The sequence below is a fragment of the Cryobacterium luteum genome, from assembly GCF_900110125.1.
GTDB lineage: Bacteria > Actinomycetota > Actinomycetes > Actinomycetales > Microbacteriaceae > Cryobacterium > Cryobacterium luteum.
This window is the reverse complement of record NZ_FOCN01000028.1, coordinates 1-19,834: the sequence shown is the minus strand read 5'-3', so window position 1 is coordinate 19,834 and position 19,834 is coordinate 1. Positions and strand designations below refer to the sequence as shown.

Annotated in this window: 20 protein-coding genes, 2 tRNA genes and 1 pseudogene; 16 read left to right on the top strand and 7 right to left on the bottom strand. The window is 62.5% G+C overall.

Annotated elements, in window-relative coordinates:
- The first annotated feature begins 3 nt into the window (after positions 1-3).
- The 5 genes from BMW72_RS16755 to BMW72_RS16735 all read left to right on the top strand — a co-directional run bounded on the left by BMW72_RS16755 (position 4) and on the right by BMW72_RS16735 (position 3,249).
- The gene (locus BMW72_RS16755; protein ID WP_092112595.1) at positions 4-906 is read left to right on the top strand and encodes an ATP-binding cassette domain-containing protein; all 903 of its coding nucleotides are present in this window, start codon (positions 4-6) and stop codon (positions 904-906) included.
- 217 nt (positions 907-1,123) lie between these two features.
- A tRNA-Asn gene (locus tag BMW72_RS16750) sits at positions 1,124-1,196 on the top strand.
- Positions 1,197-1,280: 84 nt separating this feature from the next.
- On the top strand, positions 1,281-2,186 hold the full coding sequence (locus BMW72_RS16745) for a sensor histidine kinase (protein WP_166787683.1): 906 nt from the start codon (positions 1,281-1,283) through the stop codon (positions 2,184-2,186).
- The gene (locus BMW72_RS16740; protein ID WP_092112591.1) at positions 2,183-2,947 is read left to right on the top strand and encodes an AzlC family ABC transporter permease; all 765 of its coding nucleotides are present in this window, start codon (positions 2,183-2,185) and stop codon (positions 2,945-2,947) included. The genes BMW72_RS16745 and BMW72_RS16740 overlap by 4 nt, the downstream gene beginning before the upstream one ends.
- On the top strand, positions 2,944-3,249 hold the full coding sequence (locus BMW72_RS16735; RefSeq protein WP_092112589.1) for an AzlD domain-containing protein: 306 nt from the start codon (positions 2,944-2,946) through the stop codon (positions 3,247-3,249). Before BMW72_RS16740 ends, BMW72_RS16735 begins: the two co-directional genes overlap by 4 nt.
- A 6-nt stretch (positions 3,250-3,255) precedes the next feature.
- Here the strand turns inward: BMW72_RS16735 and def are convergent, their stop codons facing one another.
- The gene (gene def / locus BMW72_RS16730; RefSeq protein ID WP_092112587.1) at positions 3,256-3,828 is read right to left on the bottom strand and encodes a peptide deformylase; all 573 of its coding nucleotides are present in this window, start codon (positions 3,826-3,828) and stop codon (positions 3,256-3,258) included.
- 40 nt (positions 3,829-3,868) lie between these two features.
- On the opposite strand from def, the gene BMW72_RS16725 reads away from it, so the two are divergent.
- From BMW72_RS16725 to BMW72_RS18880, 8 genes are all read left to right on the top strand, one after another.
- A complete protein-coding gene (locus BMW72_RS16725) occupies positions 3,869-4,783 on the top strand; it encodes a DMT family transporter (RefSeq protein ID WP_092112585.1) in 915 nt (304 codons plus the stop codon).
- Positions 4,784-4,938: 155 nt separating this feature from the next.
- Positions 4,939-6,219: a glycosyltransferase gene (locus BMW72_RS16720; RefSeq protein WP_422386298.1), complete on the top strand. Its 1,281-nt coding sequence runs from the start codon at positions 4,939-4,941 to the stop codon at positions 6,217-6,219.
- 39 nt (positions 6,220-6,258) lie between these two features.
- Positions 6,259-6,332, top strand: a tRNA-Ile gene (locus BMW72_RS16715).
- Between the two features lie 171 nt (positions 6,333-6,503).
- Complete coding sequence (locus BMW72_RS16710; protein WP_092112583.1) at positions 6,504-6,740, top strand: helix-turn-helix transcriptional regulator; 237 nt, start codon at positions 6,504-6,506, stop codon at positions 6,738-6,740.
- The gene (locus BMW72_RS16705; RefSeq protein ID WP_092112581.1) at positions 6,740-7,927 is read left to right on the top strand and encodes a tyrosine-type recombinase/integrase; all 1,188 of its coding nucleotides are present in this window, start codon (positions 6,740-6,742) and stop codon (positions 7,925-7,927) included. The genes BMW72_RS16710 and BMW72_RS16705 overlap by 1 nt, the downstream gene beginning before the upstream one ends.
- 300 nt (positions 7,928-8,227) lie before the next feature.
- Entirely contained in the window at positions 8,228-8,638 is a 411-nt protein-coding gene (locus BMW72_RS16700) for a hypothetical protein (protein ID WP_208598223.1), read from the top strand.
- Positions 8,639-8,738: 100 nt separating this feature from the next.
- A complete protein-coding gene (locus tag BMW72_RS16695) occupies positions 8,739-9,344 on the top strand; it encodes a GNAT family N-acetyltransferase (RefSeq protein ID WP_092112577.1) in 606 nt (201 codons plus the stop codon).
- A 789-nt stretch (positions 9,345-10,133) separates the two neighbouring features.
- Positions 10,134-10,400, top strand: coding sequence for a hypothetical protein (locus BMW72_RS18880; protein WP_092112575.1), 267 nt, complete (start codon positions 10,134-10,136; stop codon positions 10,398-10,400).
- Positions 10,401-10,474: 74 nt separating this feature from the next.
- Here the strand turns inward: BMW72_RS18880 and BMW72_RS19740 are convergent.
- The 5 genes and pseudogenes from BMW72_RS19740 to BMW72_RS16665 form a co-directional block, all read right to left on the bottom strand.
- Positions 10,475-10,570: pseudogene (locus tag BMW72_RS19740) on the bottom strand (transposase); the annotation flags it as partial.
- Between the two features lie 322 nt (positions 10,571-10,892).
- On the bottom strand, positions 10,893-11,672 hold the full coding sequence (locus BMW72_RS16680; RefSeq protein WP_241983823.1) for an alpha/beta fold hydrolase: 780 nt from the start codon (positions 11,670-11,672) through the stop codon (positions 10,893-10,895).
- Positions 11,673-11,997: 325 nt separating this feature from the next.
- Entirely contained in the window at positions 11,998-12,324 is a 327-nt protein-coding gene (locus tag BMW72_RS16675) for a hypothetical protein (protein ID WP_092112573.1), read from the bottom strand.
- Between the two features lie 402 nt (positions 12,325-12,726).
- Positions 12,727-13,434 carry a hypothetical protein gene (locus BMW72_RS16670; RefSeq protein ID WP_134450325.1) on the bottom strand — a complete coding sequence of 236 codons (708 nt, stop codon included), beginning with the start codon at positions 13,432-13,434 and terminating at the stop codon, positions 12,727-12,729.
- 333 nt (positions 13,435-13,767) lie between these two features.
- Positions 13,768-15,051 carry an LCP family protein gene (locus BMW72_RS16665; protein WP_092112569.1) on the bottom strand — a complete coding sequence of 428 codons (1,284 nt, stop codon included), beginning with the start codon at positions 15,049-15,051 and terminating at the stop codon, positions 13,768-13,770.
- A gap of 910 nt (positions 15,052-15,961) precedes the next feature.
- On the opposite strand from BMW72_RS16665, the gene BMW72_RS16655 reads away from it, so the two are divergent.
- The 3 genes from BMW72_RS16655 (at position 15,962) to BMW72_RS16645 (ending at position 19,300) form a co-directional block, all read left to right on the top strand.
- Positions 15,962-17,146, top strand: a complete 1,185-nt coding sequence (locus BMW72_RS16655) for an LCP family protein (RefSeq protein WP_241983822.1) — start codon at positions 15,962-15,964, stop codon at positions 17,144-17,146.
- Positions 17,147-17,667: 521 nt separating this feature from the next.
- The gene (locus tag BMW72_RS16650) at positions 17,668-18,264 is read left to right on the top strand and encodes an RNA polymerase sigma factor (protein WP_092112563.1); all 597 of its coding nucleotides are present in this window, start codon (positions 17,668-17,670) and stop codon (positions 18,262-18,264) included.
- Positions 18,248-19,300: a CU044_5270 family protein gene (locus BMW72_RS16645; RefSeq protein WP_092112561.1), complete on the top strand. Its 1,053-nt coding sequence runs from the start codon at positions 18,248-18,250 to the stop codon at positions 19,298-19,300. The genes BMW72_RS16650 and BMW72_RS16645 overlap by 17 nt, the downstream gene beginning before the upstream one ends.
- Before the next feature lie 195 nt (positions 19,301-19,495).
- Here BMW72_RS16645 and BMW72_RS16640 read toward each other — a convergent pair.
- Positions 19,496-19,834: IS30 family transposase (locus BMW72_RS16640; protein WP_139175925.1), on the bottom strand; the 339-nt coding region annotated here is incomplete at its 5' end.

The following is a 19,834-nucleotide window of genomic DNA, read 5'->3' as shown; positions in this document are numbered from 1 at the left end:
CCCATGAGGCATGGCGCGGCATCCGTTCCCCCGATCACCACGAGCGATCTGACAATCGAATACCCGCCACACGGGGCGAGCCCGGCCTTTGTCGCGGTGCACGGGTTCACCCTGCGCATCGCTCCCGGAGAAGTGGTGGGGCTACTCGGCGAGAGCGGCTCGGGCAAGAGCACTCTGGCCCGGGTGCTCTCCGGTGACGCCTTTGTGAGCGACGCCACCGGCATCCGTCCCCAGATCACTGGGGGAGAGGCGACCGTGCTTGGGTACGGGCTGCGCCGCATCAGCAAGCGCACGCTGCGAGGTCTCACCTTCGGCGTCGGGCTGCTGGCCCAGGATGCCGCAGACACCCTGCCGTCGACCCTGACAGTGGCCGAAATCGTGGCCGAGCCGGTGCTCGAACGGGATCGGCGCTACAACCGGCGCGCGCTCGGTGCCCGAGTGGCCACCATGATCGATGCGGTGCGCCTCCCGTTGGCCGTTCTCGGTCAGTACCCCTACGAGCTCTCCAGCGGCCAGCGGCAGCGTGTCGCGCTGGCCCAGGCGCTCGTGCTGGGGCCGACCCTGCTGATCGCAGACGAGCCCACAGCGGGCGTTGACGTGCTGGTGCGTGACGCCGTGATCGACCTGATCAGCGAGCTTCAGCAGCACAGATCGTTCTCGGCCCTCGTGATCAGCAGTGATCTGGCCGTCCTGCAGCGGGTCGCCAACCGCATCGGCGTCATGCACCAGGGCGTGCTGGTCGGCCTCGGTCGCATCGACGAGGTGTTTCGGGACCCCTGGCATCCCTACGTGCGGGGTCTCGCCGCCGCCCTGCAGCCCGACAGCGATGTGCCGAACGTCGATGACGCCCGGGGCGGTGCCGTTGGTGAACTGGGCGATGAAACGGATGTCGCGGCCGGCAGCTAGGCGGGTCGCGACCGCAGCATCCGCCGTGAAAGGCGACCGGCCGACACGCCCGACCGGCCGAGTGCACCCGAGACTGCTCATGTGTTGCTCCCGGCCCACTTTGCGGGGCTGCGCCGCCGGTGAAGCGATTAAACCGGGCCGTTGGAGCCGATCAGAACCCGTCATGGTTTTGGACAGGCGGGAAACCTTGGTAAAGTAGCAACGCTGTTCACAGCATTCCTCGATAGCTCAATTGGCAGAGCAGCGCACTGTTAATGCGCAGGTTCTTGGTTCGAGTCCAAGTCGGGGAGCGAAAGGCCACTCAGGGCTCCACCCCGGGTGGCCTTTTTTGTCGGTTCGTTTCGCTCCGACGAAAAAGTTCCTTCCCAATTCGTATGGCTTCGGCTCAAGAAACGGTGGACAGCGTGGATTTCTCGCAACTTCTGGTACCGGCACTGGGCGTGCTCTCCGGGGCGCTCCTCGTGCTCTGGACCATCTCGCTGCTGAGGTCGCGGCGGGTCATCTTCGACCGCAATGCCGCCGAACGCGTGCGCATCGAACTCGAACTTTCCCTCGCCGAGCAGCAGGGGCGCCTCGCCATCATCCGCGAACTGCAGGACGGTGCCGTGCTCACCATCGCCCGCCTCATCACCCGGGCCGAGGGCGCCCGCTACACCGCCGAGAGCGACCCCTCGACGGCCGTGCGCGCCGCCACCGCCCTCGCTGACGACGGCCGGGCGGCACTCGCCGATATGCGCCGCGTGCTGACCATCGTGCGCGAGGGTGAAACCGTCGGAGCGCTGCAGCCCGGCCCGCGATCGACCCGCGATCTATTCCGCGTGATGCGCGACGCCGGTCTGGTGGTGAGCTTCATCGAGTCGGGGGAACGATTCGCGCTCAAGGCTGGTGCCGAGCTCGCCATCTTCCGCATCCTGCAGAGTGCGCTCTCCAATGCCCTCAAGCACGGCGGCGTCGGCACGGAAGCGCGGGTGTCGTTCACCTGGACCAGAGACGGCCTGCAGCTGCTCGTCGACGATGACGGCATCCGTGCCGCCGCGCGTCGGGATGGGAAGGAGACCGGCGAACAGGTCGCCCGCACTCCGTACACGATCGAGGACGACCTCAAGGCCCTGAGCGAGAGTATCGCCGGCCCCGGCATCACGCAGATGCGTGAGCGCGCCCAGCTGTTCGGCGGCGTGTTCAACGCCGGAACGGTTCCCGGACTGGGCTTCTCGGTGTCAGCCGTATTTCCGTCGCTGCGCTTTCACAACGGCGTGCACGGCGTCGACCTGTCCCGGTGACCTCGGCGCCCGTCACCGAGCCCGCCTCCCACCCGCTCGACGAGACGCACCAGCAACGCCTGGCCCTTCGGGAGGGTCTGGCCGTTGGACTGGCCACCGCTGCATACGGGGTGTCGTTCGGTGCGCTGTCGGTTGCGGCCGGACTCGACATCTGGCAGACCAGCTTCATCAGCATCGTCATGTTCTCCGGCGGTTCCCAATTCGCCCTCATCGGCGTGCTCGCTGCCGGCGGGGTCGGGGCCGGCCCGGCGGCGATTGCGAGCGCGGCCCTGCTCGGGGTGCGGAATGGCATCTACGGCATGCGCACCGCCCCAATCGTCGGCAGCGGGCTCTGGAAGCGGCTCGCCGCCGGGTGGATCACCATCGATGAATCGACAGCGGTCGCCCTCGCCCAGCCGACGGCCAGCAGCCGGCGCGTCGGATTCTGGGTCACCGGCCTGGCCGTCTTCATCGGCTGGAACGCGACCACCCTGCTCGGCGCGCTGATCGGTGACGCACTCGGCGATACCAGGGCCTACGGACTCGACGCAGCAGCGGCAGCGGCCTTCGTTGGCCTGCTCTGGCCTCGCCTCAAGCGGATGCAGGCCGTCGCGGTCGCCGTTGCGGCCGCCGTCGTCGCCGCCACGCTCACCCCGGTGCTCATGCCGGGGCTGCCCGTGCTGGTCGCAGCGCTCGTGGCGGTCGTGGTCGGCGTATTCAACTGGCTGGGCGGGCCGGCGCTGCCGGGTGCGGCATCCGCTCGAAAGGGCCTGCGCTCGTGACTCTGTGGCAGATCATCATTGCGGCGTCGATCGCGGTGCTCGCGCTCAAACTGGCCGGCTACCTCGTGCCGCCCGCGGTGCTGGCGAAACCTACACCGTCTCGTATCGCCGACCTTCTGACCGTGGCCCTGCTGGCGGCGCTCATTGCGGTGCAGACGCTCGGCAGCGGGCAAGCGCTCGCCCTGGATGCCCGCATTCCGGCCGTCATCGTGGCGGCCGGCCTGTTTGCGATCAAAACGCCGTTCATCGTCGTGGTGATCGTTGCGGCGCTCGTCGCCGCCGGTCTGCGCGCCCTCACCTGACGCAAATCAGCCCTCAAGATTATCGACGCCCGGCGTCCAGCTCAGGCCGGGAACGCCCCAACTCTTCTTGCGCTCGATCTTGGCGGCCATCTTCGAGTAGACGTGCTCGAGGCGATCAACGTACAGCGTGCCGTCGAGGTGATCGTATTCGTGCTGAAAGATGCGGGCGAGCCAGCCATCCGCTCGAATCTCAAACGGATGCTGCTCGGCGTCGACGGCACGCAGAATGGCTGACTGGGCTCGTTTCAGCGGAAAACGCTCGCCCGGAAAGGACAGACACCCTTCGTCTTCGTCGACATCGTCGTCGTCGACGGGCTCGGCAGAGATCGGCGTGATCCACAGTTCCGGGTTGATCGCGACTCCGCGCCAGGTCACGTCGTCATCGTCCTGATAGCTGTACGTGAAGAGGCGCAGGCCCACTCCCACCTGCGTGGCGGCGAGACCGACGCCCGGCGCAGCATCCATCGTCTCGAACATGTCTTGCACCAATTCGCGCAAATCGTCGTCGAAGTCGACGACGATTGCGGCGGGGGAGTGGAGAACGGGGTCACCTGAAATAACTATCGCGCGTACGGCCATTTCTCCAGAATATCGGCAAGCTTGTCGATAAGGTCATGAAGTGACCTCTGACCTAACCGATCTGGCGACAGAAATCGCCATTGATCCTCGTCAGGCCATCGGAATTCCGCTGGCCCTGGTCGGTGCCGTCTTTCTGTCTCTCGGCGCCCAATTTCAGCACCGTGGCGTCAACAAGGTTGAGGCGCGCACCGAAGCGGTCACCGGTGGACTCAACGTGCGCCAGCTCAGCTTGCTGCTTGCCCGACCCAGTTGGGTATTCGGTTCGCTCATGCTCGGCCTCGCCATCGTGTTCCAACTCACGAGCCTCGCCTTCGCGCCCATCATCGTCGTGCAGCCGCTCGGGGCGGTCGCCCTCGTCATAACCGCCGTTTTGAACGCCCGCGTCAGCAAGGTCAAACTCAACCGGGCGAGCATCATCGCCATTTCGATGTGCGTGGGCGGAGTCGGCCTGTTCGTGACGGTTGCCGCGTTTACCGCCGTCGACAAGCCGGTCACTGACCAAAATCTGGTGACCATCCTCGTCGTTCTTGCGGTTGTGCTGTTGGCCTTCGCACTCGCCTTCGGGTTTCTGCGGCGTCGATCGCAGGCGATCTTCTACATTCTCGGCGCCGGAGTGCTGTACGGGTTCGTGGCGACCCTGGCCAAGGTCGTCATCAATCGCACCCAGAACGGCAACTTTGAGTGGCTCACCCTCACCTGTGTGCTCGGCCTGTTGCTCGCGGCCGCGCTGGGGGCGTACTTTGTTCAGAACGCCTACGCGGCGGGGCCACCCGATCTCGTCATTGCAGGGCTCACCGTCGTTGACCCGCTGGTCGCTGTCGGAATCGGAATCGTCGTACTCGGAGAGGCCAGCCAGGCGCCGCCCGCAGCGGCGGTGGCGTTCGTCGTCGCCGGGGCGATCGCGATTTGGGGCGTGTTCCTGCTCGCGCGGTACCATCCGCAACTCGATCGCTGACGGGTAAAGAATTTTCGCCTTCCACGGTGCGGGACACCGCGGGGTGGGCACGGTTTAGAATAGTGTTCGAGTGCGCAGCGTCAGTATTGCCAACCGCACCCGAGATTTCCTGCCGGACGATGATCCCCGGCCCAACAACGTAGGGACCACTCCACTTGTCAGATTCGACCGACTTGCTGAGCAGCCCGACCCCGGGCGAAGCCCGCGAGAGCGCTGCAGACGCGCCGACCGAGAAGCCGCGCATTCGCGTGCTCATCGCCGCCGACACGTTTGCCCCTGATGTAAACGGCGCTGCTCGCTTTGCCGAGCGGCTTGCCGCCGGCCTGGTGGACAGAGGCCATGAGGTTCAGATCATGGCACCGGCCGCTTCGCGCAAACACGGCAGCTGGACCGAGATGCACGAGGGCCAGCCGATGGTGGTGCACCGTCTGCACAGCTGGCGCTGGTATCCGCACGACTGGCTGCGTTTTGCCCTGCCGTGGCTGATTCGTGGTGAAAGTCGGCGTATTCTCGATTCTTTCCACCCTGACGTCGTGCATTTTCAGTCGCACATCAATGTCGGGCGGGGCGTGTCCATCGAGGCGGCCAAGCGCAACATTCGTCTGGTCGGCACGAATCACTTCATGCCAGAGAACATGGTGAAGTTCTCCCTCGTTCCGGTGGGCATGCAGGACCGGGTGATAAAGGCTGCCTGGCGGGCCGCGCGGCGTACCTTCGGCCGTGCTGCCGCTGTCACCACCCCCACACGGCGTGCCGCCCAGTTTCTGGAAAAGTATACGGGCCTAACCGGGGTGCACGCCATCTCCTGCGGCATCGATGCCGATAATTACGCGCCGAACTTTGAGTCGCGCACCGAGAACCGTATTCTGTTCGTCGGTCGAGTCACCGGTGAAAAGCAGATTGACGTCTTGCTGCAGGCAGTCGCGCTGCTGTCGCCTGACCTCGACGTGCAGGTCGAGATCGTGGGCGGTGGCGATCAGAAACGTAACCTGGAGCACCTGGCTGACACCCTCGGCATCCGCTCACGAGTCACCTTCACCGGGTATGTGACGGATGACGAGCTTCGCGCGGCTTATTCGCGGGCCACGGTGTTCGCCATGCCGTCTATTGCCGAGTTGCAGAGTATCGCAACGATGGAAGCCATGGCCTCGGGACTGCCCATCGTCGCGGCCGACGCCATGGCGCTGCCACACCTCGTGCACGACCAGGCGAACGGCTACCTGTTCAAACCCAGTGATGCACAGGACCTCGCTGACAAGCTGGCCGTGGTGCTCACCGCCCCGCCGGAACAGCTAAAGGCGCTCAAGCGCGAGTCGCTCAAGCTCATCGCCGCGCACGACATCAAGCGCACGTTGAACACGTTCGAATGCCTGTATCGTGGGGAGCCGGTGAGCGATCTGGTCACCAACGGCGCCGCGTCGCAGACGCCGGAGTAGTCACGTATCTGCGGGTTCGACCGTTCGGTCGTGCCCTTTGGGGCGGTAGCTCAGCTGGTTAGAGCAGCGGACTCATAATCCGTCGGTCCCGGGTTCAAGTCCCGGCCGCCCTACTGTAATTTAGATCTGATCAGGGCTTCTTGTCTGTACCGAAAGGGCAAGACTTGACTCACCCATTGTTTATCCATTGTTTATTCAAAGATATACGGCTTTCTCAGGTCCTCGTAGAGAAGGTGCACGACCCTGTTCGAGTCATCTGGGATGACCTCGAACACCTACGGGTTATGGACACTGAAAAACTCTTGGGGCTCGGTCTCGAGCCCGTTTTGACGACAAGTGAGCTCGCCGAATATGTCGGCGTGCAGGTGCAAGCCATCTATGACCTGCGCACCGACGGTCGTGGGCCCTCCGGCATTCGAGTCGGCCGGGAGATCCGCTACCGTATCTCCGATGTTCGGCGATGGCTCGACAGTCTGCACGAGCCTGAACCGGCTCTGGGCGATCTTGGGGGCGATCACTAGTGGCGGGTCGTCCACGTCTGCCGATCAGCACGTTCGGCTCGATCACAACCGTCAAGCTCGGCCCAGGACGGTTCAGAGCCACGACCGTCTTCCGTGACTGGGACGGACAGTGTCGACAGGTTGGCGCGACGCGTGAGAGTCGAAACGCGGCGCAGGCAGCGCTCAAGGTCGATCTGGCCGCGCGCATGCGTTCTGGTGGCGTCGGCGACTCTCTCGATGCCAGCTCGCCTTTTCCGGTGCTCGCCGCGGCATGGATGGAAGACGTGATGCTCGATGTTGACCGGTCCCAAGGCACGAAAGACACCTACCAACGCGAACTGCGCGTGCTCGTCGTGCCCTTCTTCGAGAACTTCACTATTCGCGAAGTGACCGTTGGCCGCATCGAGCTTTTCCTGAGGCAGCAGCGAGCGCAGTCGTATCCGCGAGCGAAACACTCCCGCACGCTCCTCGGCATGATCCTGGCATTTGCAGTGCGGCGGGAGATCATTCCGCGCAATCCGATGAAGGAGACCTCGCGGATGAAGAAGCCTCCGCACACCCCGAAGGCCCTCACGCCGGACCAGATCGCTGCGATCCGCCTGGCGGCTCGCGAATGGCGCACAGAGCAGGGCCGGATGGGCCCTCGATCCGACGGGCAGGTGCGGGACATCATTGAGGTGATGCTCGGCACCGCTACGCGCATCGGAGAAGTGCTCGCCATTCGGCAGTGCGACGTCGACCTGGACGCCGACCCGCCGCGGCTGAACATCAGCGGCACGCTCGTCGTGCACAATAAGGCCGGCGTGCACCGTCAGGAGCATCCCAAGACCCACGAGTCGAACCGGGTCATCGGCATGCCGCCCTTCGCGGTCGAGGTGATCCGCCAGCGTTTGGCACTGCTCGATCCGGAGGATGCGGAGCACCTGCTGTTCTACTCGAGAGTGGGCACTCCACTCGCGCCATACAACGTCAGGCGCACGTTTCGGGAGATCCTGCGGAATACCGGCCTCGAGGGCCTGAACATCACTCCGCACTCCTTTCGCCGCACCGGTGCGACGCTCCTCGCCAATGAGCTCGGCATGCAGGCGGCGGCCGACATGCTCGGGCACACCTCGACGTCGACGACCAAGGCGCACTACGCCGAGCCAGACCGCACGGTGAAGTCAGAGCCGGCGGAAGTGATGCAGCGGCTGGCGCCTCCACCGTAGAAGTTTCAGAAGGGAACCCTATGCGGTGATGCTGCCCAGCACGTCGCCTGTGGACTCAACCGCACTCAAGATCCCCGCCAGTGATCTTGAAAGATCTGTCGGCCGCTCCAGGTAAACGTGGCAAGAACAGCTTCAGTAGGAATTACGCCTACGGAGCAGAACCGGCAGACTGGACGCATGACGACGACTGCGGATCGAAAGCAACGAGTCGACACCGTCTCAAAGGTGCCGCGCTGGGCGTTGTGGGTTGCTCACGCCGTTCCCCTCTGCGTGCTGCCGTCTGGACTTTGGCGTCTCGCAATGAGTATTGGCATCCCCGTTGGCTTCAGTGACGCCGAGCTGCGCGAGGACTACGATTTGCCTGGCTGGGGTGCCGTTTACACGATTGGTCTCGCCGTGGCCCTCGAGTGTCTTGCTCTCCTCACTCTGGGCCTCGTCTACCACTGGGGGGAGGTCGTGCCTCGTTGGATTCCCTTCATCGGTGGAAAGTCCGTCCCACGAATGGCGGCGGTCATTCCGGCCGGAATCGGCGCTGCTCTGATCACTTTGATCACCTTCAGCCAGCTCTCAATGTGGGATAAAGTCGACAGCACCAGCCTTCCTTGGATGGGGCCGTCCTACGCCCCGATTCTCGCCTGGGGGCCGCTTCTCGCCGTGGTCGCCGTCGCCTATTTCCTTCGGCGAGGCAAGGCCACACTTCCAGTCTCGTAGCACATGCCCGTGCCCGTAAGCCGAACCCTCTGCGGGTTCAGTATTGATGCGCACGCCAACCGGAACGCAATAGGCTTTCCCGGTGCCATAGTGTCGGACCATGGATCTCTTGGAATCGCCCACGCTCTCAGGACTGCTCGTCACTCTTGAGCCCCTTTCATTCGATCACCTAGCCGAGCTGTGTGAAGCTGCGAACGAGGGCGAACTCTGGCGTACGTGGTACACATCCATACCGCGCCCGGAGGCGATGGCTGCGGAGGTTGAACGCCGACTCAGCCTGCACGAGCGGGGGAAGATGCTCCCTTGGGCCACTCGGCTTGCGTCAACGGGGCGAATCGTTGGCATGACGACCTTTATGAATCCGAGCGCCGATGCCCCACGATTGGAAATCGGCTCTACTTGGCTGGCCGGAAGCGCTCAAGGTACGGGTGCGAACCGAGAGGCCAAGCTTCTCCAACTGACTTACGCCTTCGACGATTTGGAGTGCATTGCCGTAGAGTTTCGCACTCACTGGCACAACCGCCAATCACGAAAGGCAATAGCCGCTTTAGGCGCCAAGGAAGATGGAGTACTGCGCAGCCACTCGGTTGGACCGGACGGTGCTCTCCGCGACACTGTCGTGTTCTCGATTACTGCTAATGAATGGCCAGCCGTGCGCGTGGGACTTCGGCATTCTTTGGCCATGAGGAAATTGTCCCTCCAGTAATTGCGTCACATCGCCGGCTCGGCCGCTCGATTTCGCAAGAACCTCACTCCGTATGACGAACGGTCAGCGGGACGCCTCACCATTCCGATAGGGAATTGGTTACCTTCGACTCCGACTGGTGAAGGAGTACCCTTGCTTCGTGCGCCGACGTGAGGGAGATGAGACGAGAGTCTTGCGTCTTAACATCGGAGGTTCGACCCGCACCGAACTGCGGACTGAACTGGGCTCACGAGGCATCTTGCTCAACGCGTACGCCGACAGGCTGCTCGATCATACGGTCTTCGATCCGCGAGCCCAGTAGGAGATCAACATCATCGAGCGCAATGTAGGTGAACTCGGTCTGCGCACCGGGGCGACGCTACTGGAGGTCTTCGCGGTGGCCCGTGAACGAGGATTTGCGCTCTGCCCTCCGGACACCGGCCCGTATCTCCGGCTCGCAATGGCGTCGCAGGCAAACGCGCCTGATTCGGTTCTGTCCGCCGGCAGGTCACCTGCGGGCGCGCTCAAGGTCGCCTCGGCACCATTAAGTGACGACGTGGCGTTTCCGAAAGGTTTCTATCTACGCGTCGTCGACGGCCAGCAGTGGCTGCGTGGGTTCCGCTGCGACCATGAGTACATATTTTCACCGGAGGACAGGTTCGCATTCCAGCCGTTGTAGATGGGAGCAGCGGGTGCGAAGGGACTCCAGGTTCGTATTGCGAGTTGATGAGCCGTTCGCAAGCCGAACCTTCATCGGGACACTCGGCGACATAGTTCCTGCCGGAGGCACGGGTCCGTTTTGATGGCCTTATGGCAATCTTCTTCTTTGACGGTGACCCGACGCTGTTGGATTTCCAGGCGATGATGAGGCGGGCCCTGACAGCCACGATCGGAAAGCTTCGCAGGCTTCGGTATGGGACCGGAGGAGATATGAGCGTCGAGGCGTTCGTCACCGACAGGGAGGTCGTCGCGGAACGGTTGCGGGGCCAAGTGAGCAACCTAGAGCAGGTGCGGTTCGAGGCCTTCAAGAAGAGCCTCGCCCGCGGGGAAGGTTGGTGCCATGCTGGTGGCGGTTGACCGTGGAATCCATCGACACCTCCCAATTGATCAGCCCGGCGACGTCCGCCCGCGTCAGCACCCCAGGTCCCGTCGGCACTGTAGCGGCGGTGGCGTTCCCAGACCGTCTGCCACGGCCCGAACTGCGGCGGCAGGTCCCGCCACGGGATGCCGGCCCGATTCCGGTAGATGACCCCTCCGTCATAAGACGGTGATCCTTGAACGGACGGCCCAACTTCCCCGCCGATTCAGGCATCAACGGGGCAATCTGCTTCCACTGGGCATCCGACAACACGGCGTAACGAGGGCTCACTCCTCCATCCTGCCGATGAACAGCCCATCATTGGGAGACACGCCCTAGCGGCCACGGTCGCAGTGAAGCCGGTTCCTCAGTTCGGAACCGGCGACGTCGATACCCCCCGAGACTGGGGCATCATCCCCAGCCGTCGCCGGTTCCACCTTTCTGAAGCCAACTCAGCCGTAGGTGGCTCCGCCCGGGCGCTCAGCCGCAGCTCAGCCGGTGCTATCGAGAATCAGGCGCGCCGCTTCCGTTGGTTGGTCCCAGTGCGGGAAATGACCGCAGTTTTCGAACCAGTGCAGCGTTGCATCCGGGAACAGCTCCGTGGCCCGCGCCGCCTCACTGGGAACGGTGACCTTGTCCTTCCGCCCCCATCCAATGACCATTTTGCCCTTGAGTGAACCGGCCGGTGCGCCTTCCTGGCGGGGTCCATGAATCAGCGCGTTGAGGGACGGGTCCAGGCTGGTCGATGTCTTGAACCCGCGAAGCTCGTGCAGGACCAGATCCTGTGGCAGCTTCCAGGGGTGGGCGGAGAACTGTGCAAACAGGGCCGTGCGACCCACAGGGTTGCCCGTGAGGAAGGGGAGCGCCGGTTGGATGCGGCGCACCAGTGCGACGGATGCCTTGATGCTTGTACCAAAGATCGCTGCCTGGCGGTCATTCCAGAATCCACCAGGGTCCAGTGCGACCGTGGTCCCAGCGTGCCCGCGGCGTGCCATTTCCATTACCATCCGGGCGCCCATGGAGCTGCCTACCAGATCAAGGTCACCCAGTTCCGCGTCGCGGATAAAGGCTTCGACGGAATCGGTCAGCGTGGCAATGGTGGTTTCGCCGGTCAGCGGCGCGGATTCGCCGCAGCCGGGGAGGTCGACGGCGATGACATCGCGTTCAGCGGCCAGCGCCGGGATTACCGGGTTCCAGTTGCCAATAGTGGAACCGAGCCCATGGATCAGCAGGAGTGGCTTACCGGAGCCTTGCCGGGTTGAGTGCAACATGACTTCACTGTAGGGGCAGTGCAACATATCTGGCCAGAGGCCCGACGGCACAGCGATACGCCGTTAGGCAGCGCATCCAACGCTCAATCGCAGCTTGGGTAGGCAGTCCCATCGACCCGCAAGAGGGACGCTCAGCAGCGCGCCGGATCTGAGGCCGCCCCGACTACGTGCTGAACTTCCCGCTGCTGTGTCACTCGGGAACCCTCAACGGGACGCCACGAGCTCCGAACCCGTCTGTTCGCGCGCGAGCTGAGTCAACATGAAAGAAGGGTGACCGGGTTGCGAAAGCTCGGGGTCAGAAACCCCGACCGGGGAGCGGCCTGGCTCAATCCGTCTTCTGCGGAATCCACTGCGCGAGGTGGTCACTGCTTACGTAGTACAGCAGTCCGTCCCTGAAAACGTAGCCACCGCGCGAAACGTTGATGTCTACTTCGGGTTCCTGGAGATATCCGCTGGTGGAGGCGTTGGCTTCGGATGCTCCGAGATTGATTAGGTCGGACTTCTTGGCTTCCCATTGTTCAGCTGTCATCTCAAGTGCGGCGAAAACGGCGACCTCGCCGCTGTTGGGCACACCCTGTTCGCAAACGAGGCCGTCGTTGTCGGCCAGGAATTGCATGTTGTCGTTCCAGGTGCTGAATACGATCGGCTGCATTCCCCGGGCCGTAAAGTCCTCATACGCGGCAGGGAGAAGGAGCGTGTCGCAGTCGATTTCGACGGGAGCGTCAGTCGCTTGCGGCGTCGAGGTCCCTGATGCCGAATCACCAGTGTTTGGAGCCGAGGCTGCGCATCCAGTCAATGCGAAAATGGCTACAAGTACGGTCAAGTTTCTGGCACCGGACAGCACGTCCCCAAGTTTCCCCATCTCTCCACCGTATCGTCATAGTGACATCGATGTAGCTGCACGAACTTCTGACCCTGGCGGTTGCCTCGCACGGCGTCCCCTTGAGTAGCCCTCTACGGGACGCCATTCACTGGATAAGTGAACACACTCTGTTGCGCGTGATTCGCGGTCCCATGGACCGAACCGGCCGCTAATCCGGTCGTGTCGACTTGGCTAGTTCGTGGATCGCGTCCAGGGGCTCACGCTCTCCAGCTGGACATTGACGACGCTGGGACCAGCAAGGAGAGTGCCAACAGCGGGGAAGTCTTCCTGAGGGAGGATGCTGTCGGTCGGGTCGATGCCGTTGAACTGTCGAACGTTGACCCGCCCCGAGTTTAAGGACGAGAAGATGGCCGGTTGCTCTGCGCCCGCGTACAGATAGGCGTCGTAGCCGCCGGTCTCCGGCAGTGCGGGAAGCGCCGAAATGGGCGACACGGTAATGGACCAGTCACCCGCGCCAGGCCCGACGGTGATCCAGCCTGCCGGGCCAAGGGAGGAGTCAAGGCCATAGGCGACGCTGGCGGAATCGCCTTGATAATCTGCCATGCCAGCCTCGTGATACGTGCCGTCTTCACCATAAACCTGCGCGCCGGACTGCTCATTGGCCCAGTGGCCGGGTGCCCACGTGATCGTGTAGAAGCCAGACTTAGCGTCATCGGGAAAGACAATTTCATCCGCACCGTTACCGGTGACCGTGAAAGCCTCGAACGTCCCGAAGGTCTCGTCCGCCCACGCCTGAGCAGAATCCTGCGCAGTAGGTTCATCCGTCTGGGCGGGAGTCGATGAGGCTGACGATGATGAATCAGGTGCGACGGGTTGCTCTGCTTGACACCCTGACAAGATAACAGCCGCTACGGTCGCTGCGGCCAATACGAATGTCACACGTATCATAGAATCCCCTTGGTATTTATCGTCTTCTCCGCCTTGAGATAACGTCGTTGGGCTGCGCCTTGGCTACCCACTGTTTCAGATTGAGTTCCGCACTGCCTAAGTTCGTTAGACAATTCGACAGTTGTGGTCGTGTGTGCGAGGTCTAGGCGTGGGGCTGTGGCCCTGATGCAGGCTCTTCAACTTGCGCCGTGACCTTCGATGCTGGACGAACAGAGAGGCCCGCAAGGGGAAAACCCTCTTGCGGAAATCTGATGAAGGTCTCCACCGCATCGCGAGAAGCGGCACCCGGTCGCGGTGTCCCAGCTCTGGCAACACAATTTGAATTTATCTAAGGGCGGTGTCGATCAGGCTGCGGATAGAGTCGTAGTCCGGGTTCTGCGGGTCGACGCCATTATCCGGAACTAACTCAACGGAACCCACCGGTAGGTCTCTAGTCTTGCCTGCCAGGTTGGCGAAGGAGTCGAGCATTCCCTGAGGTACGTCGGTCTTGACGACCTGCTGGCCGGCCTGGGCCACACCTTGGAATTTTGTGAGCACGTTCGCCGGGTTGAACTGTTTGAGGATCGCCTCCTGCAGGATGCGCTGGCGGGCCATGCGGTCGTAGTCGCTCGTTCCGTGCCTGGAGCGGGCGTACCAGGTGGCGTGGTAGCCGTCCATATGCTGCTTGCCCGGCTCGAACCACTCCGCGACACCGCTCAGTGCCTCATCGCCGCCGAGCGGAACACGTTCGGTGACAGTGATGTCTACGCCGCCGAGGGCGTCGATCAGGTCGGAGAAGCCTTGCATGTCAATCAGCACGTAGTACTGGAGGGTGAGGCCGGTGATTCCACTGGCGGCGTCGCGCATGCCTTCAATGCCTGGATCGCTGTTGTCGGCCAAGGCGTTCGGGTACATCTCCGGGCTCTTCAGGGCGACCTCGGTATAGATCGAGTTGAGCATGCAGACATCCACGGCGCAGCGATTGCCGTAGCCGTAGCCGTCCGGGTAGACCGCATTCAATGGCGAGTCTGCCGGGAACGGTACGTCTTCGAGGTCGCGCGGTAGGCCAATGATGTCGGCCTTGCCCGTCTCAGCATCGATGCTGACGACCGACATGCTGTCGGGCCGCATGCCTATCCGGTCGGCGCCAGCGTCGCCACCGAGGAGCAGGATGTTATAGCGGCCGTCAACGGGCGGCTCCGACGGTCCAGCCGCGAAAACCGAGGATAGGAAATCGCTGGCCGTGGTTGCCACAGAGGCACCATACCCGGCGATGCCGACCACGGCCGCTAGCACGACGGTCGCTAGCCCCGCGATAAACGGGCGCGCCTGGGATCGGACCTTCACCAAACGCACTAGCCGGATCGTGTCGACAGTTAAGACAACCCACAGCACGGCATAGAACACCATCGCGGTGGCGATGATCCACAAACCAATCGAGTTGGTGGCAACGGTGAGCAGGATCTCCGGATTCATCGCATATGCGGCGCCGGTCACTACAACAAGGGCGAGGAAACATAGGGTGGCGCGTAGGCCAAACCGGCCAAGGGCCCGACTACCGGCAAGCACTTGAGCGGAGCCGGGGATGAGAATATTGAGGACGACGAGCCACCAGGCCCGCCGGGTCATGAACGTTCGGGATCCGAAGTTCGGGTGCCGGATCGGACTCCTCGCGCTGCTCAACGTTTCGCCCGCAGTGACGTGTTCTGCAGTTCTACATGACGGGCGAGGAGGGCCACCTTACCTCGTTCGACGACAAGGCTCTCCCTATCCACCGCGAATGGCTTGTTGTCGTTCCAAATCTTGACTGCTACGGGCTGCATTCCCACCGTCCCAAAGTCGTCATACGCGGCAGGGAAGAGGAGCATGTCAGAGTCGCTTTTTACGTGAGACGCAGCTGCGGGAGGGAACGAAGTTCCCACGGCCCAATCACGGGTGTCTGGAGCCGAGGCTGTGCACCCAGTCAGCACGAGACCGTTGCAAGTACGGCCAAGTTTCTGGCACGGAACAGTGCGCCCCCAAATTTTCCCCATGCTTGCACCGTATCGCTACAGCGAAAGCAACATCGACTTCGGGGCGACTGCACCGAACTTCTGGCGCTGCCGAAAGCAACCAAATCACTGTCCGTGGACAGAACCTTCACAATCTGTCTCGGTTCCCCCTCCGGTGACATTCAGGTTGAACCGGTTGATTCGGAACCACGCACAGCGTCCAAAGGGTATTAGGAAGCGAGTCTCAGCCTCTGCGACCTCAAGAAGGACCCACTGACGGATTGAGTTCCAGGCCAGCCTGAGGAAAATTCCCCTGGCCAGCAAGGCGCCCAGCAACTCCAGTCTCAGTAACGAGGGCCCCTTCCGTGCGCCCCAGCCGTCGCGTGGAAAGCGGTAGCCTCGGGAGGGCCAGCGCGACGTCGAGGGGCATGATCGGTCGTAACGCAAAGAGATGGTTCGGTCACAGACCGGGCGCAAGGGGACGAGGCTTTGTGGTTGACGCGAGCAGGCGAAGCAAACGGATGATCGGGATCGCACGTCATGGGCGATTGAAACGCTCGAATCCGTACGCCACCGCCCTCAAACTGGTGGCGGCCGTGCTGACCGTGGCCGTGGTGAGCACCTCAGCCGTGGCTGCTGTTGCGGTGTGGAGCTTCAGCAAGACGGTCGACGACAACGCCATCGACATCACCGCTGGCGACACGGCAGCGCCCGTGCCACAGCTCGAAAGCTACGAAAACGGCTTCAACATTCTCATGGTCGGTATCGACAATGATGCGACTCAAAGCGCGGCGTATGGTGAACGCGGCGGCACCCGCAACGATGTGAATATTCTCGTGCACGTGTCCGCCGACCACAGCAACGCTGTCGTCGTGAGCATCCCCCGCGACCTCATCGTGCCGCACCCCACATGCACGGATGACGAGAGCGGTGCCGAGTTTTCAGCGATGGCCGCCCGCCCCATCAATGAGGCCATGTCACGGGGCGGGCTACCGTGTGTGGTCAAAACTGTGTCCGAGCTGACGGGACTCACCATTCCGTACGCCGGACTTATCTCTTTCAACGGGGTCGTGCAAATGAGCGACGCTGTCGGCGGAGTGCCCATCTGTCTGGATGCACCCATCAACGACGACTCTGCAGGCCTATATCTGCCCGCGGGCACGAGCGTCGTCGCCGGAGACACCGCACTGGCATTTCTGCGCAGCCGCCACGGCGTCGGCGACCAAAGCGACCTGGCACGGATTTCCTCACAACAGATCTACATGGCCTCACTCATGCGCACCGTACAGGGCCACGGAACACTCACGAACATCCCGACCCTGATCAACCTCGCCAACACTGCGGCATCTAAAATTAAGCTGTCAACGTCCCTCGCCGATATCGACACCATGGTATCCATGGCCCTGGCCCTCCAAGACATCGACCTGGATCGGTTGCTGTTCGTGCAGTATCCCGGCACGACCGGAGACTCCCGCTTCCCCGGCAAGGTCGTTCCCACTGAAGCGGTGGCCGCCGACATGTTCACCAAACTCGCCAGCGATGAACCCTTCACCCTCCCTGGAACAACGCCAACACCGGCACCAACACCGGATGCACCGGTGCCGGTCGAAACGTCAACGCCTGCGACGACCGAAAGCATCGTCCCCACTCCACAGCCGACCGTTCAAGCGTTGGACGGACTCACCGGTCAAACAGCGCAGGATGACTCGTGCGCCCAAGCCGCCACCGGGTGACAGCGATCACACCGCGCTATAAAGCGCACGAAATAGGCGTAGGTGTTTCCGGCCCGCCACGCACAATATCTTGTCCTTCACCTGAGTTGTCCAGCAAGCTGAATCCTCTACGGGACGATCAAAAGTCGGATGTTGGCGCGCTCTCTCTTGAGACTGCGCGAACAAGAGCCCTGTGACCAAGGCGCAGCGCCGGCCGCGCCCCACTCACGAGGGCTGCGCCGAATCCCGGGGGTGCAGTTACGCCTACCGCTCCGGTAGTGCGGAAAGTTTCGTCCACTGTTGCGGTGGCCGAATTTCGGCCGTGATCAGGGTCCGGTCGTAGGCCACTCACGCGTCCCTTTCGATCAGCAGCACGCGCGCGAGCTCATTGCCGGTGACCTTTGACCGCGTGCGGCTGGTCTCCAGCGCCGTTGGAGTCGTTGCGCGCCTGAGTCGTCGCGATCGCCGGTTCTGAGACGAATTCGTCATCCCCGACATCATTAGGAAAGAACGCAAATGAAGGGGGACGTAGTGACGGTCATATGCAAGTTGCGACAGTGGTAAAGATTCGGCCCAACTCACAAACAGACCAGGAACTCATCGACCAGTGCATTGATGGCGACCGCAGGGAATTCGCGACGATTTTCAGGCGGCACAGCCGAATCGTCTACGCGGTAGCGATTACCGTCCTGCGGAATCCCACCGACGCCGAGGACGTGCTGTCTGATACTTTTCTCACTCTGTGGCGCAAAAGAGCCACGGTCAACTTCATTGAAGATTCTGCGCTTCCGTGGCTGATCGCCACCGCCAGATACCAAGCGATGAATCGGCGGCGAACTGCGTCCCGGGAGGCCTCGATCTCCCTCAACGATGAGATCGACACGCACTCATCAGCCGGCGCGGACGTGATCGCCGCGGAACAGCAACTGACAAGGCGGCTCGACGACATCATCGCCGGGCTTAGGCCGTTGGAACAACGAATCGTGCAATTGTGCCTCGTCAACAATCTCAGCTACGAGCAGGCCGCCACCAAACTCGGCGTCAGTCACGCAACCGTGCGAAATCGGCTGTCGAGAGCGCGCTCTCAATTACGACACGAACTCCAACTACAGGAGGATTCCTATGAACAGACGCACTGACCCACCCAGCACCCTCATCCCCGACGATGCCGCCTTCACTCGGATGGAGCACGACCTCTTTCAGCGGATTGCCGCAGACGAAGCGGCGCCGATGGTTCGGCCCGTCCCAGTTCGACCGAGCACGTCGAAGCCGGCCAAACGGATGACGCGACGCCGGTGGGTGGGTGTCATGGCCGCGGCCGCAGCTGTGACCATCGTCACGATGCTGACGTCCAACCTGGTAGGCCCGAACGCTGCAACGGCGGAGGCAGCGGAAGCACTCCGCAGTGCCGCAACGACGACGATCACGACCTCCGACCCCGTCGTCGGCCCCGGCGAATACCTCGCCGTGGACACGACGGAAGCTGCTACCGGGTCGTATGTGGATTTCGCCATTCAAGTCGGTCAACGTGCCGTGCTGTACGTGCCATTTGACCGGGACGACGTCTGGGTTGAGTCCCGACAAACTCTGCCCGCCGGGGAGACCTACGGCAACGTTGAGAAGGCCCAGGTCGAAATCGACCGGCTCTCGAGCAATCCAGGCAACGGCGATATCGTCCTCCGCGACGGCCAAGCCGGCCAATTCATCGAATACGGTGACAGATCAGGATCACAGATCGCCCTGCTTCCCACCGACTCCAACGAACTCCTCACCTACCTGTATGACCAGGTCCAAGCCGAGGGATCGTCCCGGTCCACTGATGAACACGTCTTCATGGACATCTCGGACCTTCTACGAACCGGGTTGGTGCCGGCTGCGGTGCGCGCATCGCTGTACGACGTCCTGGCCCGGGTGCCGGGTGTCTACTTATCGGACGGTCAAGCCAACCTCGACGGGCGAACCGGTGTCGGCATTAGCCGGAAGTCCTCCGATTCATACATCGAACAGATCATCATCGACCCCTTAACCGGACTCGTCATTGGAATGCGAACACTCACCATAGAAGCCGACGGCTACTTTCCGGCCGGTACCGTCACACAACTCACGTCCGTGAAAACCCTCGTCGTCGGCGACGCTCCTCCCGGGCCTTTCCGCGAACAGTCGCCGCCAGGATAGGTGAAGGACAACATGGATCTCGATGAATGGCCAGCAGCCGAGCCCGCTGCCACGTATTGGATCGACATCACGTACGTCCTGCAGGAACTGCCAGCAACGAGTTGACGGCAGAGTCAGCGGTTCCCGGAATACCATCCGCGGGCCGCTGACACGCGCAGGGAATTCATGGATCCGTCCGCAAAAGGAAAGGCGGATTCAACCGGTCGTCGCAACGATGGGTATTTCTGGCTCTGACAGTAGTCGTTGCATGGCTTGAGTGGGTGTGATGCCGCCGAGTGTTTTGCGGGGTCGATTGTTGAGTTCGGTAGCGACTTCGAGTAGCCGCTCGGGCGAATGAACGGATAAGTCGGTGCCTTTGGGGAAATATTGGCGCAGCAGCCCGTTGGTGTTCTCGTTGGTGCCTCGCTGCCACGGCGAATGCGGATCACAGAAGTAGATAGCCATCTTTGTGGCCAGCGTGATCTGCCGGTGCTGGGCCAGCTCGGTTCCCTGATCCCACGTCAACGTCTTAGCCAAGCGTTCTGGCAGAGTCTG